General features: G+C 38.2%; 14 protein-coding genes. 11 read left to right on the top strand and 3 right to left on the bottom strand.

All coding sequences use genetic code 11. The annotated features are described in order from the left end of the window. Window positions 1–3 precede the first annotated feature (3 nt). Window positions 4–963 (top strand): ornithine carbamoyltransferase, encoded by a 960-nt coding sequence (argF, locus tag BMSHG_RS04555; RefSeq protein ID WP_019153259.1) that lies wholly within the window; start codon window positions 4–6, stop codon window positions 961–963. A 43-nt stretch (window positions 964–1,006) separates the two neighbouring features. Here the strand turns inward: argF and BMSHG_RS04550 are convergent, their stop codons facing one another. Then, window positions 1,007–1,816: an undecaprenyl-diphosphate phosphatase gene (locus tag BMSHG_RS04550; protein WP_019153258.1), complete on the bottom strand. Its 810-nt coding sequence runs from the start codon at window positions 1,814–1,816 to the stop codon at window positions 1,007–1,009. Window positions 1,817–1,989: 173 nt separating this feature from the next. Between BMSHG_RS04550 and BMSHG_RS04545 the strand changes: the two genes are divergently transcribed. After that, complete coding sequence (locus tag BMSHG_RS04545; RefSeq protein WP_019153257.1) at window positions 1,990–2,181, top strand: YjzC family protein; 192 nt, start codon at window positions 1,990–1,992, stop codon at window positions 2,179–2,181. Window positions 2,182–2,303: 122 nt separating this feature from the next. Continuing rightward, the gene (clpB, locus tag BMSHG_RS04540; RefSeq protein WP_019153256.1) at window positions 2,304–4,901 is read left to right on the top strand and encodes an ATP-dependent chaperone ClpB; all 2,598 of its coding nucleotides are present in this window, start codon (window positions 2,304–2,306) and stop codon (window positions 4,899–4,901) included. Window positions 4,902–5,040: 139 nt separating this feature from the next. Here the strand turns inward: clpB and BMSHG_RS04535 are convergent, their stop codons facing one another. Further along, complete coding sequence (locus BMSHG_RS04535) at window positions 5,041–5,232, bottom strand: YjzD family protein (protein ID WP_019153255.1); 192 nt, start codon at window positions 5,230–5,232, stop codon at window positions 5,041–5,043. A gap of 204 nt (window positions 5,233–5,436) precedes the next feature. On the opposite strand from BMSHG_RS04535, the gene BMSHG_RS04525 reads away from it, so the two are divergent. From BMSHG_RS04525 to BMSHG_RS04515, 3 genes are all read left to right on the top strand, one after another. Beyond that, window positions 5,437–6,177 carry a lipase family protein gene (locus BMSHG_RS04525; RefSeq protein WP_019153253.1) on the top strand — a complete coding sequence of 247 codons (741 nt, stop codon included), beginning with the start codon at window positions 5,437–5,439 and terminating at the stop codon, window positions 6,175–6,177. 105 nt (window positions 6,178–6,282) lie between these two features. Next, window positions 6,283–7,062: a hypothetical protein gene (locus tag BMSHG_RS04520; protein ID WP_019153252.1), complete on the top strand. Its 780-nt coding sequence runs from the start codon at window positions 6,283–6,285 to the stop codon at window positions 7,060–7,062. A 122-nt stretch (window positions 7,063–7,184) separates the two neighbouring features. Next, window positions 7,185–8,141 carry a BMP family ABC transporter substrate-binding protein gene (locus tag BMSHG_RS04515; protein WP_019153251.1) on the top strand — a complete coding sequence of 319 codons (957 nt, stop codon included), beginning with the start codon at window positions 7,185–7,187 and terminating at the stop codon, window positions 8,139–8,141. A gap of 45 nt (window positions 8,142–8,186) precedes the next feature. On the opposite strand, the gene BMSHG_RS25710 is transcribed toward BMSHG_RS04515, so the two are convergent. Further along, window positions 8,187–8,519 (bottom strand): hypothetical protein, encoded by a 333-nt coding sequence (locus BMSHG_RS25710; protein WP_019153250.1) that lies wholly within the window; start codon window positions 8,517–8,519, stop codon window positions 8,187–8,189. A 276-nt stretch (window positions 8,520–8,795) separates the two neighbouring features. Here BMSHG_RS25710 and BMSHG_RS04505 point away from each other — a divergent pair, with 276 nt between their 5' ends. From BMSHG_RS04505 to BMSHG_RS04485, 5 genes are all read left to right on the top strand, one after another. Then, entirely contained in the window at window positions 8,796–9,728 is a 933-nt protein-coding gene (locus BMSHG_RS04505) for a beta-ketoacyl-ACP synthase III (protein WP_019153249.1), read from the top strand. 33 nt (window positions 9,729–9,761) lie between these two features. After that, window positions 9,762–11,000 (top strand): beta-ketoacyl-ACP synthase II, encoded by a 1,239-nt coding sequence (gene fabF, locus BMSHG_RS04500; RefSeq protein WP_019153248.1) that lies wholly within the window; start codon window positions 9,762–9,764, stop codon window positions 10,998–11,000. A gap of 316 nt (window positions 11,001–11,316) precedes the next feature. Further along, window positions 11,317–12,051: a DUF2268 domain-containing protein gene (locus tag BMSHG_RS04495; protein ID WP_019153247.1), complete on the top strand. Its 735-nt coding sequence runs from the start codon at window positions 11,317–11,319 to the stop codon at window positions 12,049–12,051. 264 nt (window positions 12,052–12,315) lie between these two features. Beyond that, window positions 12,316–13,326 (top strand): ABC transporter ATP-binding protein, encoded by a 1,011-nt coding sequence (locus BMSHG_RS04490; protein WP_019153246.1) that lies wholly within the window; start codon window positions 12,316–12,318, stop codon window positions 13,324–13,326. Further along, window positions 13,313–14,245 (top strand): ABC transporter ATP-binding protein, encoded by a 933-nt coding sequence (locus BMSHG_RS04485; protein ID WP_019153245.1) that lies wholly within the window; start codon window positions 13,313–13,315, stop codon window positions 14,243–14,245. Before BMSHG_RS04490 ends, BMSHG_RS04485 begins: the two co-directional genes overlap by 14 nt. Window positions 14,246–14,248: the final 3 nt, after the last annotated feature.

The raw sequence follows: 14,248 nt of genomic DNA, 5'->3' as shown, positions 1-14,248 counted from the left end.
GAAATGTTATCATTACAGGCAAAAAAAGCAAATACAAGTATTAAAGGTCAGGATTTATTAACATTAGCTGATTATTCTCCAGCAACAATTAAAGCGTTACTTAAAAAAGCGAAAGAATTGAAAAAGGCATATTTATCTGGAGAACCAACACCGATTTTACAAGGAAAGATTTTAGGTTTGATTTTTGATAAACCTTCAACCCGTACGAGAGTTTCCTTTGAAGCAGGAATGTTACAGTTAGGTGGTCAAGTGATCCATCTAAACGGTCAGGAGTTGCAATTAGGAAGAGGAGAGCCAATTTCAGATACAGCAAAAGTACTATCCAGTTATATTGATGCTGTGATGATAAGAACTTTATCTCACGAACGGGTGGTAGAGCTAGCGGAGCATGCAACCATTCCAATTATTAATGGTTTGACTGATTTGTATCATCCCTGCCAGGCTTTGGCTGACTTATTAACGATTCAAGAAGAAAAAGGAAAATTGGAAGGGATTAAGATGGTCTATATTGGTGATGGGAATAATGTCGCTCATTCGTTAATGATCGCTGCTGCAAAAGTAGGAATGAACCTTGTTGTTGCCACACCTATCGGATATGAACCGAATGAGAAAGTAACCGAACTTGCTAAAAAATTCGCTTTAGAAAATGGTGGGGAAATTTCGATTGAAAGCGATCCAACCCAAGCAGTTGCCGGAGCTGATGTTATCTATACAGATGTCTGGACGAGTATGGGGCAAGAAGCAGAAAATGCTCAGCGCCTCATCGATTTCAAAGATTTTCAGGTGAATGAAAAGTTGGTCCTTGGTGCAAAGGATGACTATCTCTTCCTTCATTGCTTGCCGGCACATAGAGGAGAAGAAGTGACAGGGGAAGTGATTGATGGGAACCATTCTTCTGTATTTCAACAAGCGGGCAACCGCCTTCATGTACAGAAAGCATTGTTAGTTGAAATTTTACAGTAAAGAGCAAAAAAGCCTACAAAATCGTTGGTAGGCTTTTTTGCGTTTACGATAAGAAGAATACTAACGGTCCGACGATAAAACAGTAAATCGCAAAATATTTGAGATTTCCTCGAGCCATGATATTCATGAACCATTTTAGTGAAAAATAGGATGCAACTAATGATGCGAAGAAAGCAAATGTATAAGGTAATGCCAATTGTGCGAGATTCTCGTCTGCTAATATGTCTTTAAATCCAAGAATCATGCCGCCGACACTCACTGGGATATATAATAAGAAGGAATATCTTAACGCTGTTTCTTGTTTCATTCCTAATCCCATGCTTGCGACGATTGTTGCTCCAGAGCGGCTAATTCCTGGGATGAGTGCGACAGCTTGAGCGAGTCCAACAATCAGCGCATCACGAATAGAAAGATCTGCATCATTCTTCCGTCCACGTAAATTACGAATAAGCCATAACGCAACCCCTGTAATTAACAATGTTATTCCGACTACTTTTACACCTGTTAAATGTTTTTCAATATAATCCTCGAACAAAATGCCAATAACACCAGCTGGGATTGTCCCAATAATTAAGTAAATAATAAAGCGGAAATCAGATTTAGCTGATTCTTCACGCTTTGTTATATAGGCAAGGCCGTTTTCGATTAATCTCCATACATCTTTGCGATAAATAATCAGGACAGCGATTAAGGATGCTGTGTTGACTAAAAGGGCAAAGCTTAATCCTTCAATTTCTACATTGAGGAAATGCCCTGCAATTTCTAAATGTCCACTTGATGAAATCGGAATGGGTTCAGTAAAACCTTGAAAAAGTCCTAGTAGAAAGTATTTTACTATTTCAAAAAAATCCATAATGTTCCTCCTGATTTAAACAAATTCACAATCTTTACTATATCACAACTGATATCGACGTGTACGCTATGTATAGACGAAAGAGAAAAAAAGAAAGTTTCATTTGATTTTCGATTCATGAAAGATCTATCAACGGAAATAATAACGTTAAACAGAAGGAAAGGAGTGTATGTATGGGACAGAGCCATAAATTTCGTGCCGGTCAGAAAGCACCGAATAATGGGATATATGTGGAAATAGGTGAAGAAGGCGATGGCGTAATGAATCCAAAAAAAATTAGACTTAAAGCAGGCGATCGTTTTCCAGAAAACTCAAATCATAATCGCCATTGGATGTATAAAACGAAACCGAGAGATTCAGGTTGACCTTGTCAGGTAAAACATTGTAAAAACAAACTAAGCCACCCTCTTCAAGGGGTGGCTTTACATATGGAAAAAATGGATTATAATGGAGTAAAAGGTCAAAGAAGGTCAAAGGAGGAAATGACATGGATCTGAACAGAATGACGGAACGATTGCAGACGGCTTTATTAAATGCCCAATCTATTGCGATTTCAAAAGAACATCAGGAGGTCGACGAAGACCATTTGTTTCTTGCATTAATCGAACAGGATGACAGTCTTGTCGCTGCCATTTTGGATAGAGTCCATCTCCCTTCCCAACAATTTGAGAATGACTTAAAAGAATTACTTCATAAGAAGCCTCAAGTGTCTGGTAGTGGTGTGGAGCAAGGGAAGCTCTACATTACAAATAAGTTGCATCGGCTATTTTCAGAGGCTGAAAGGGAAATGGAAAAATTTCAAGATGAATTTATTTCGGTTGAACATGTATTATTGGCATCGATGAACTATACACAATCAATGATTGGGGAAATTTTGCAGAAAGAACGAATCACTTATGAGGCAGTACTTCAAGTGGTCCAAGAAATAAGGGGGAATCAAAGGGTGACTTCACAAAATCCAGAAGCAACGTATGATGTTCTAAAAAAGTATGGTCGAGATTTAGTGGCGGAAGTGAAATCTGGAAAACTCGATCCCGTTATTGGCCGCGATGGGGAAATTCGAAATGTGATTCGAATTCTTTCACGAAAAACGAAAAATAATCCAGTTTTAATTGGTGAGCCTGGAGTTGGGAAAACAGCGATTGTTGAAGGGCTGGCTCAAAGAATTGTACGTAAAGATGTTCCAGAAGGCTTAAAGGATAAAACAATTTTCTCTCTTGACATGAGTTCCCTTATTGCAGGAGCTAAGTTCCGAGGAGAGTTTGAAGAAAGATTAAAAGCTGTATTAAATGAGATTAAAAAGAGCGAAGGAAGGATTCTCCTTTTTATAGATGAAATTCATACCATTGTTGGAGCGGGAAAAACAGAAGGAGCAATGGATGCTGGTAATATGTTAAAGCCAATGTTAGCGCGAGGGGAACTGCATTGTATTGGTGCAACGACTTTGGATGAGCATCGCAAGTACATAGAAAAGGACCCGGCTCTTGAGAGACGTTTCCAACAAGTACTCGTTCAAGAACCAGACGTTGAAGATACAATTTCAATTCTTCGTGGATTGAAAGAGAGATTTGAAATTCACCATGGGGTAAATATTCATGACCGTGCCTTAGTGACAGCTGCTGTATTATCTGATCGCTATATATCTGATCGCTTTTTACCTGATAAAGCGATTGATCTTGTCGATGAGGCATGTGCTATGATTCGAACTGAAATTGATTCGATGCCATCAGAGTTAGATGAGGTTACAAGACGGGTTATGCAATTGGAAATCGAGGAAGCGGCACTACAAAAAGAAGAAGATGAACAAAGTAAGAATAGACTGTCCACACTTCAAAAAGAACTTGCTGATATGCGTGATAAAGCGAATTCCATGAAAGCAAAGTGGATGTCTGAAAAGGAAAGTATTCATCAAGTGCAAGAGAAACGCGAAACATTGGAAAGATTACGTAGAGAACTTGAGGAAGCAGAGAATCAATATGATTTAAATAAAGCGGCTGAATTACGTCACGGCAGAATCCCAGCACTAGAAAAAGAGTTAAAAGAACTGGAGGAGGAAGTGCAAAAGCAAGCCGGTGAAAGGCTTCTTCGTGAGGAAGTAACGGAAGAGGAAATTGCGAATATTGTGGCAAGATGGACAGGCATCCCTCTTGCGAAGCTGGTAGAAGGAGAGCGAGAGAAGTTATTACGACTAGAACAAATTCTTCATGAACGAGTTGTGGGACAAGATGAAGCCGTCTCCTTAGTTTCCGATGCAGTCCTAAGAGCAAGGGCAGGAATTAAAGATCCGAACAGACCGATTGGTTCGTTTATCTTTCTTGGGCCAACAGGTGTTGGAAAAACCGAATTAGCTAAAGCATTGGCGCAATCATTATTTGATAGTGAGGAGCAGATTATCCGTATTGATATGTCGGAGTATATGGAGAAGCACTCTGTATCAAGGCTTGTCGGAGCACCCCCAGGTTATGTTGGCTATGAAGAAGGTGGACAGTTGACAGAAGCAGTGCGCAGAAAGCCATATTCCGTTATCTTACTTGATGAAATTGAAAAAGCTCATCCAGATGTGTTCAATATTTTATTGCAAATGCTAGATGATGGGCGAGTAACTGATTCACAAGGAAGAACCGTTGATTTCAAAAATACGGTCATTATTATGACTTCAAATATTGGCTCCCATTTTTTATTAGAAGGTCAAGTAGATCAGGAAAGCATATCAGATGAAGTTAAGGAGCAAGTTATGGCTCAATTAAGAGGTCATTTCCGTCCGGAATTTTTAAACCGTGTGGATGAGACAATCCTCTTTAAACCGTTAACATTGAATAATATAAAGTCAATTGTCGTAAAATTAATTTCAGAATTGCAGAGAAGATTACAGGATCAACAGATTCAGTTGAGCATATCAGAGGAAGCGAAGGAATATATTGCAACAAATGGGTTTGATCCAGTCTATGGGGCAAGGCCGTTGAAACGATTTATCCAACGTCATGTGGAGACATTGCTGGCTAGAGCAATCATTGCAGGCGATGTCGGTGAAAATAGTCGTGTACAAATTGTCCTTGAAGGCGATACAATCAAATTATCAAAATAAATGGACAAACAAAAAAGTCATCCTAGCATAAAGTCAGGATGACTTTTTTTCCCCAGCATTTCTAATTTACATTGTTTTCTTAAATACCAAAAAGACCGATATTTACGCCTCTTACTTGATTTCGTACTACATATTATCTTTAATGTACGCCTTCTTTGCCACTTGGTTCATTTGGAATAATGGCAGGGAAGATTAAGATAACAATGGTAGCCACTACACCTAAGACGGCACCAGTTACAAAATCAAAAGGAACTCCGATCATTGAGCTTGCTACGTACGTTAACATTTGAACTAGAGCTAATGTCCAGAATAAAGTCCAAAAGTATTTCACCGTAATCACCTCTTACTTTTAACATCTTTTTCATTTTACCATAGCGACTCCAATTGATAAAGAAAAACTTGGTTTAAAAGGAACTGTACCGCTTACAAGATAAAAAACGTAAAAGAAATCAAGCATATATGGGCGAACCTCCCTTTCACTTTAGACATAACTTCATACATTAATAAGAGTAAATTCATAGAAGGAGTTTTTCGCATGGAGCACCGAAACTTTAAACTGGATACCGAATGGAATATGATTCATTATCCCGAAAAACCAACTGGTTTCGGTATCCTTATTATTGGTGACGAACGTCATTTTGTTGATGAGAAATCAAGTTTTTGGACTCAAAATGAAGGGAAGCAATTGTTAATTGAAAGCTTTAGGAAATCGGGATACACCGTTTTCTATTCAAATTTATATGGAAAGAATTGGGGTAGTGATAAAGCCGTCAATCTGGCCAAACGCCTATATGAATATATAATCCGAACAGAAATCATTAATAGCAAAATTCACATTTTAGCTGAAGGAATGGGGGCTTTGGTGGCACTGAAGCTAATGAAAGAAATGAAAGGAAATATTCGCTCCATTGTCCTATTAAACCCCGTCCTTTCATTGAAGCATCATTTAGAACAGGAAAAGGAGCATAAGTTTTTTTATAAAAAGCTATTAAGAGAGCTGTCATATTCGTTTGATAAGGAGAGCAAACAAATTATCGAAATTATTAGCAAGCCTGAATTTGAGAGTCCTCAGTTTCATTCAGATATTCCAACTAAGATCATTCATGTTCTCTCAGGCAATCGCGCCTATAAACAATCGAATTTACTAAAAAATCTTTCTGTCATGTGGAAGAATGAAGATGTCCCGATTACAATCAGTTACCTTCTCCCAGAAAAGAAACCACAGATGGACTACTATATGATCACTTTTATGAAAACACATGAAGTAGTCTTATAAAGGTATTCCTTAAAAGCAGTATGAGCCTTCTTTAATCGAATGAAATAATCAAGCCTCCCTAAGCATAGGATGGAGTAAGAGTTTACTTGAGGGAGGCTTTTTGTTATGGACAAGGTAATGATTATTGGTACATTTGAATTTTTAGGATTCCATTTTACAAAAAAGTTGCTTGAAGAAGGAGTAGAGGTGCTCGGGATTCATCATCAAATGAGTGACGAAGCGTCTTATTTAATAGAAGAAAAGCGGTTACAAATTGGCAGAAATGCAAATTTTGAGGAGAAGAGTATTGATGCTCTCACCAGAAACACGGATGATTATGAGGTGGTAATGGTCGATTATTATGATTTTTTTATGAGAGGATATGAAGATTCGCTTTTCCATGATGAAAATTATCAGTGGCTCATGAAAAATAGCGATAAAATCGTTTTTCTACTCCCACTTTCATTAAGAAATGATCCATTTAAAGAAAACAGAGTGAAATTGGAAAAGTATATATCATTGCTTCGAAGCGATAAGGATGTTCAAGAGTTTCTTTTGCCGACGATCTTTGGACCATGGCAAACAGATGTATTTCTTTTTCAGCAAGCATTAACAAAGAAAAAAGACGAATGGAACCTGAGTGCAAGAGAATGGACAGCAGATGCACTGTACGTAGAAGATATGGTTAGGAAAGTATTAAAGCTAGTGGATGACGATAAGGAACGCTATTTATTAAGAAACGATCAGATAAATGGTTGGGAAGAGTGTGCAAACTATTTAAACATTAAGGATGTTCCTGTTAGGGATGTCCGAAGTGATGGTGAAGGAATTGAAGTGGTCGTTCCACTAGAAACATCCATTGAAACTGGTATAAAAAACCAACAAAAACTCGTACATTTTCAATGATTATTAAGAGCAAGAAAAAATTCTTTCCAATTATGTCGGATAAATGTAGAATTAAAGAGATTAAATCATTTCGACTAGGACGAAAGGTTGATCCTCTATTTTATCTGAGAGGCGGAAAAAGAATGCAAAGGATATTAGCTTGTTTCGGGATGATTCTTTTATGCCTTTTTACGCTTTCAGCGTGTGGACAAACATTAGGGACAGGCGAATTAAAAAAAGCAGGATTGTTAGTGCCTGAAACTGTTAATGATCAGGTTTGGGGTACAAAGGGCTATAAAGGTATGTTAAAAATCCAATCGCGCTTCAATGTGGATGTTTACTATAAAGAAGGAATGAATTCAGAAGCAGTCGTTCAAAGAGCAGTCAAAGAATTTGACCAAAAAGGTGTGAATCTTATTTTTGGTCATGGCAATGAGTATGCGGAGTATTTCAGCGAGCTTTCAAGTGACTATCCTCATATTCACTTTGTCAGCTTCAATGGCAACGCAACGCAAAAAAATACGACAAGCTTGAACTTCGATGCATACGCTATGGGCTTTTTTGGTGGTATGCTCGCAGGACATATGACAAAAACGAATCATGTTGGAATTATCGCTGCCTACGAGTGGCAACCAGAAGTAGAAGGTTTTTATGAAGGGGCCATATTTGAGAACAAAGATGTAGAGGTCGATATCCAATACGTTTGGCAGTGGGATGATGTGGAACGGGCACAAATGCTATTAGATGATATGATTGCAAAAGATATTGATGTCATCTATCCAGCAGGTGATGGGTACAATGTCCCCGTCATTGAAAAAATTAAAGAACAAGGTCTCTATGCAATCGGTTATATCTCTGATCAGTCAGATTTAGGTGAATCAACAGTATTGACGAGTACTGTCCAACATGTTGACACATTATATGAACTTGTCGCTGAACAGTTTAACAAAGGGAAGCTAGAATCTGGTAATCTTACTTTTGATTTTCAGGATGATGTCATTTCGTTAGGAGAATTCAGCCCGCTTGTGGATCAAAAGTATATCGATTCTCTCAATGAAAAGATCGAGACGTATAAGCAAACGGGGAAATTACCAAAGTAGCAATAGAAAACTGCCTGTTCAATGGATAGGCAGTTTTTTTATCCACTATTTTTTCGATAAAAAATTTTCTAGGAGTGGCTTTAGCTTAGTTAATAATGGTTTTAACTCCTTTGTTGAAGTCATTAGTGTATCGATATGGTTCATCACTTCCATATAGTCTACTTTTTGTAAAAACTCATCAATCGTTTTATTAAATCCATTTAATGTACTTTTGTTGTTCTGCTCTTCTTCTGTATGACTTTCCCTACTACCAAGAATCCAGTCCCAATCTTCTTTTTCCCTTTTTTCCGGTTCTTCGAAAGAGGAAGTGTGACGTTCTCCAAACATGAATCTTGAGAAACGATCAACTTCTTCACGTTGTACTTTGTCTTCCGCCATTTTAAGGCACCTCCCTCGATATAATTTATTCCTCAAATTAATAATTGTATAGACAAATGTGGAAAATGAAAGAAAGAGAGGGTGTCATAACTCTTAATCATCCACTCAAGATAAAGGATCAAATTAAAAAAGTTGCACGATTGAATCTCTCTTGATAAAATAATTAGTACCAAGTCATAATAATTGATAATAAAAATGATGAGACAAGAAATATCCCATCTAAGTGGGAGTTATTAAAAATCTTACATCTTTTTTTAAGATGAAAGGAGATTAGGGATGAACGCAGGAGTTGTAGGAATAGGTAGGTATCTTCCAGAAAATATCGTAACCAATGCTGATTTGGAAAAGAAAATGGATACCTCTGATGAATGGATCAGAACAAGAACAGGAATTGAAGAAAGAAGAATAGCAGATGATGATATTGACACATCTGATATGGCATACCGAGCTGCAAAAGCAGCAATGAAGGATGCTAACATTTCTCCAGAAGAGATTGGACTTATTTTAGTTGCAACGGTTACTCCAGATGCGCCATTCCCATCTGTTTCTTGCAGGATTCAAGAAAAACTTGGCGCAGTGAATGCAGCAGCAATGGACATTAGTGCTGCATGTGCTGGCTTTATGTATGGAATGGTGACAGCAAAGCAATTTGTTGAAAGTGGAACGTATAAATATGTCCTAGTAGTAGGTGTAGAAAAATTATCGAAGATTACAGACTGGGATGATCGTGGGACGGCTGTATTGTTTGGTGACGGTGCAGGTGCTGCAGTAATTGGCCAAGTTTCTGATAATCGTGGAATTTTAGCATTTGAATTAGGAGCTGATGGCACAGGAGGAAAATTCCTCTATCAAGACGAATATATTATTATGAATGGTAGAGAAGTATTTAAATTTGCTGTGCGTCAGATGGGTGAAAGTAGTGTAAATGTGTTAGCGAAAGCAGGATTAACGAAGGAAGATGTTGATATGCTTATTCCTCATCAGGCTAACATTCGAATCATGGAAGCTTCTAGAGAAAGATTGGAACTTCCGTTAGAAAAGATGTCAAAAACCGTTCATAAATATGGAAATACTTCTGCAGCTTCGATTCCGATTTCAATCGTCGAAGAGCTGGAGAATGGAAAAATCAAGGATGATGATGTTATTGTTATGGTTGGCTTCGGCGGTGGCTTAACTTGGGGCGCGATAGCATTAAGATGGGGAAAATAAATTCCTATTTTTTGTGCAAAGGAGATGGAAATAATGACGAAACGAAGAGTAGTTGTAACAGGAATTGGTGCCGTAACTCCACTCGGAAATGATGCGGAAACAACGTGGAAAAAGATTCAAGAAGGAGTCTCTGGTGTCGGAGTTTTAACAAGATTGAACCCAGATGATTACCCTGCGAAGGTTGTCGCAGAAGTGAAGGACTTTAATGTAGAAGAATATATTGATAAAAAAGATGCTAGAAAAATGGATCGTTTCACTCACTATGCTGTCGCAGCTTCAGTAATGGCTGTGAAGGATGCTGGTCTTGATATTAATGATGACAATTCTCATCGAGTAGGCGTGTGGATCGGTTCAGGGATTGGCGGAATGGAAACTTTCGAGAATCAGTTTGAAACATTTTTAAATAAAGGTTATCGAAGAGTAAGTCCCTTTTTCGTACCAATGATGATCCCAGATATGGCAGCAGGCCAGGTTTCTATCACACTGGGTGCAAGAGGATTTAATTCTTGTACAGTTACGGCTTGTGCAACAGGTACGAATTCCATTGGAGATGCTTTTAAAGTAATTCAAAGAGGTGCGGCGGATGCGATGGTAACCGGTGGCTCAGAAGCGCCAATTTCGAGAATGGCGATGGCTGGATTCTGTGCCAATAAAGCATTGTCAACTAATCCAGATCCAAGTACAGCAAGTCGTCCATTTGATTTAAATCGAGACGGTTTTGTCATGGGAGAAGGAGCTGGAATTGTTGTCCTTGAGGAACTAGAGCATGCGTTAGCTCGTGGTGCAAAAATTTATGCTGAAATCGTTGGCTATGGTGCGACGGGTGATGCTTACCATATCACTGCACCAGCACCTGGAGGAGAAGGCGGAGCTCGCGCAATGAAAATGGCGATCGAGGATGCTGAATTGAAGCCAGAGGATATTGGTTATATTAATGCCCATGGTACAAGCACGGATTATAACGATAAATTTGAAACATTAGCGATCAAAGAGGTGTTTGGTGAGCATGCTTATAAACTAGCAGTGAGCTCAACAAAATCAATGACAGGTCACTTGTTAGGTGCAGCTGGTGGTGTGGAAGCGATCTTCACAGTTCTATCCTTAAGAGATGCAGTATTACCACCAACGATCAATTTGCAAACACCAGATCCAGAATGTGATCTTGATTACGTACCAAATGAAGCAAGAAAGCAGGAAGTCCAGGCAGCCCTAAGTAATTCCTTAGGCTTCGGCGGCCACAACGCAACCATCGTTTTTCGTAAGTATGAATAGTCATCATAGAGAGACAAGAGGATGTCCTATTAGATAGGGCGTCCTTTTTTTGTGTTTAGAGACAGTATGTTTCATGAGTCGTTCTTTTAAATGTATCAAATTTTTATGTTATGTTGATTTTTGTATCGGTTACGATAACACGACTAGCTTACACAGATAGAGCGCAAATCGAAAGGCATCTTAAAAGCGGATATTATGACGGAGGATCCGATAATTAAAGGGACTGCAGTTTACTAAGTCGAGATTCATCAGGCTTAACTGCAGTCTCTTTTTGCATTTTAAATTCATAAACTAAAGAAAAAACGGAGGTGGAGGAATGGGAGTAGTGCGGACAGATAAATGGTTGGAGGAGAATTTTGATGACCCGAAAAAAATATGTCGACAAATCGATTCAAGTAAACCCCTCTTATATTCTTACTTAGTCCAGTTTGGTATGTATAGGCCGAATCGGCGAACATGGGGATATTTTCAAGACATTCAAGAGAACAAGGTTTGGGAAGAAGTAGCAAGGCTTTTCCGCAAATATCAAAAACGGTGGAAAGGACCTGAAGTTGAAATTTATATATTTCCTATTCAAAGCAACTTTGCAGATAAAGGTGGGGTATCTTTTAAAAAAAGCATCTTCCTTTTTCTTTCTCCACTAGAAGATATAAAAGAGATAGAAGCCCTATTTGTCCATGAATATCACCATGTTTGTAGAATCAATAAACATAGAAAAAAAATGAAGGAATATACTTTACTAGATTCGATTATTTTAGAAGGATTAGCTGAACACGCTGTGGAGTATTACTGCGGAGAAAAATATCTGGCAAAATGGTGTCAGTATTATTCTGAAAAAGAATTAGAACAATATTGGGATGAACTCCGAAATGAAATTATCGCAACCAAAAGAGAAGAAGGGCTTCATGACCAAATTTTATTCGGAGGAAGAGGATATCCAAGATTACTAGGATATGCAATTGGATATCACCTTACAAAAGTAATTCCTAAAGATGGAAGTTTTTCCGCAAAAGTAAATTTTTATTCGAATTCCGAATATTTCATAAAGTGAAATAAATGGAATCTATTGGAAATGATTGATTTAAAGGGATTTTAGAAAGTTACCAATTAAGAGAAATTTAATAATTGTAAAAAAACTCTTGCTATTTAAATAAGATTGTAATAATATTTTAATCAAACAAACGAATAAACAGAATAATTTGAATAGCCGGTACACGAAAGATTATAAATGTGCCTTCAAAAAATAACTGTTGGGTCTAAATCTATATTTTACTATTCAAATATAAGTTTCATGTGAAGGGTTAGGGGGATTAATTTGAGCGAGCCAATCTTAAAAATAGATAATCTTAGAACATCTTTTCGAATAAAAGATGACTACTATGCAGCGGTCGATGGAGTATCTTTATCCGTAAATAAAAATGAACTACTCGCCATTGTGGGTGAATCTGGATGTGGAAAAAGTGCTTTAGCTTTTTCAATCATGAATCTTCATAGTAGAGCGAAGATTGAAGGAGATATCCTTTTTAAAGGTCAGAATATTACGAACTTACCGATAAACAAATTAAATAAACTGCGTGGGAAGGACATGGGAATGATTTTCCAGGATCCTTTAACTGCTTTAAATCCACTGATGGTTATAGGGGAACAAATTGGAGAAATCCTACTGATTCACGGTACACAGTCTGCTGAAAAGAGAAAGACTAAAGTAATAGAATTATTGAATAAAGTTGGGATCCCTCGCCCTGAACATGTTTTTAATCAATTCCCTCATGAATTATCAGGTGGAATGAGACAAAGGGTTGTCATTGCCATGGCGATCGCTAATAATCCTGAGTTGTTGATTGCTGATGAACCAACAACAGCGCTTGATGTTACGATTCAATCGCAAATTCTTGATTTAATTAAGGATTTAAAAGAGGAATCAGGAGCGGGCGTTATTCTTATCACCCACGATTTAGGGGTAGTTGCAGAAATGGCTGATCGAGTAGCGGTTATGTACGCAGGTCAAATCGTTGAAATCGCTGATGTCTATACATTATTTGAAAATCCATTACATCCGTATACAAGGTCACTCTTGAATTCAGTACCTACAACGGAAGAACAATCAACACTGCATGTCATTCAGGGAGTGGTTCCAGCATTGCAGAACCTGCCGAGAGAGGGTTGTCGCTTTGGTGCGAGAATTCCGTGGATTCCAGATTCTGCGCATGAAAAGAATCCAGAATTGCACGAAGTAAGTCCTGGTCACTTTGTTCGCTGCACCTGCTATAAGGATTTTCATTTTCCTGATGGAGATAAGGAGGGTAAGCAGCATGTCATATCTTGAAGTAAAGGACTTGAAGGTTCACTTTCCTGTTAAAGGAGGCCTTTTTGGCAGGACGCTAGGCCATGTCAAAGCGGTAGATGGGGTCAATTTATCGATTGAAAAAGGCAAAACGTATGGTTTGGTTGGTGAATCTGGCTCAGGAAAAACAACGACTGGTCGTGCCATTATTGGATTAAATAAGATTACTTCTGGACAAGTTTTATTCGAGGGACAAGATATTACGAATATAGCAAGTGCAAGTAAGGATGTTCGCAGAGATATTCAAATGATTTTTCAGGATCCATATTCTTCATTAAATCCAAAAAAACGTGTAATTGATATCATTTCTGAACCGCTACGAAACTATGAAAAACTTACAAAGGGAGAAGAGACGAAGAGAGTCCAAGAATTATTGGAACTAGTCGGATTAAGTCCTGAAAGTATCCTCAAGTATCCGCATGAGTTTTCAGGTGGTCAAAGACAAAGGATTGGAATTGCAAGGGCGATTGCGTTGAAACCAAAGCTCATTATTGCGGACGAGCCAGTATCAGCACTTGATGTATCGGTGCAAGCTCAAGTTTTGAACTTTATGCAGGAGATACAGCAGGAATTAGGATTGACCTATTTGTTTATAAGTCATGACTTAGGTGTTATCAAACATATGTGTGACCAGATTGGCATCATGTATAAAGGTAGATACGTAGAGGCTGGGACTAAAGAGGATATTTTTAATAATCCTCAACACATTTACACGAAGCGACTAGTTGCGGCGATTCCAGATATCAATCCGAGAAATCGAGACAAGCATTTGCAATTCAGACAAGAAGTAAAGAACGAGTATGAACAGGCATATAATCAATACTTTGATGACGAGGGCTTAGCCTATCCATTGCAGCCCGTATCCGATACACATCTAGTGGCTTTGCCTGAGAAAGGTTGATTG

The organism is Robertmurraya massiliosenegalensis JC6 (genome assembly GCF_000311725.1).
Classification (GTDB): Bacteria; Bacillota; Bacilli; order Bacillales; family Cytobacillaceae; genus Robertmurraya; species Robertmurraya massiliosenegalensis.
Note: the sequence above shows the minus strand (reverse complement) of the source record. Positions and strands in the feature narration are given on the sequence as shown.

Bases quoted from the DNA above. Each gene is read 5' to 3' on its own strand.
- argF (WP_019153259.1), top strand. From the start codon at position 4: ATGTTATCATTACAGGCAAAAAAAGCAAATACAAGTATTAAAGGTCAG.
- BMSHG_RS04550 (WP_019153258.1), bottom strand. From the start codon at position 1,816: ATGGATTTTTTTGAAATAGTAAAATACTTTCTACTAGGACTTTTTCAA.
- BMSHG_RS04545 (WP_019153257.1), top strand. From the start codon at position 1,990: ATGGGACAGAGCCATAAATTTCGTGCCGGTCAGAAAGCACCGAATAAT.
- clpB (WP_019153256.1), top strand. From the start codon at position 2,304: ATGGATCTGAACAGAATGACGGAACGATTGCAGACGGCTTTATTAAAT.
- BMSHG_RS04525 (WP_019153253.1), top strand. From the start codon at position 5,437: ATGGAGCACCGAAACTTTAAACTGGATACCGAATGGAATATGATTCAT.
- BMSHG_RS04520 (WP_019153252.1), top strand. From the start codon at position 6,283: ATGGACAAGGTAATGATTATTGGTACATTTGAATTTTTAGGATTCCAT.
- BMSHG_RS04515 (WP_019153251.1), top strand. From the start codon at position 7,185: ATGCAAAGGATATTAGCTTGTTTCGGGATGATTCTTTTATGCCTTTTT.
- BMSHG_RS25710 (WP_019153250.1), bottom strand. From the start codon at position 8,519: ATGGCGGAAGACAAAGTACAACGTGAAGAAGTTGATCGTTTCTCAAGA.
- BMSHG_RS04505 (WP_019153249.1), top strand. From the start codon at position 8,796: ATGAACGCAGGAGTTGTAGGAATAGGTAGGTATCTTCCAGAAAATATC.
- fabF (WP_019153248.1), top strand. From the start codon at position 9,762: ATGACGAAACGAAGAGTAGTTGTAACAGGAATTGGTGCCGTAACTCCA.
- BMSHG_RS04495 (WP_019153247.1), top strand. From the start codon at position 11,317: ATGGGAGTAGTGCGGACAGATAAATGGTTGGAGGAGAATTTTGATGAC.
- BMSHG_RS04485 (WP_019153245.1), top strand. From the start codon at position 13,313: ATGTCATATCTTGAAGTAAAGGACTTGAAGGTTCACTTTCCTGTTAAA.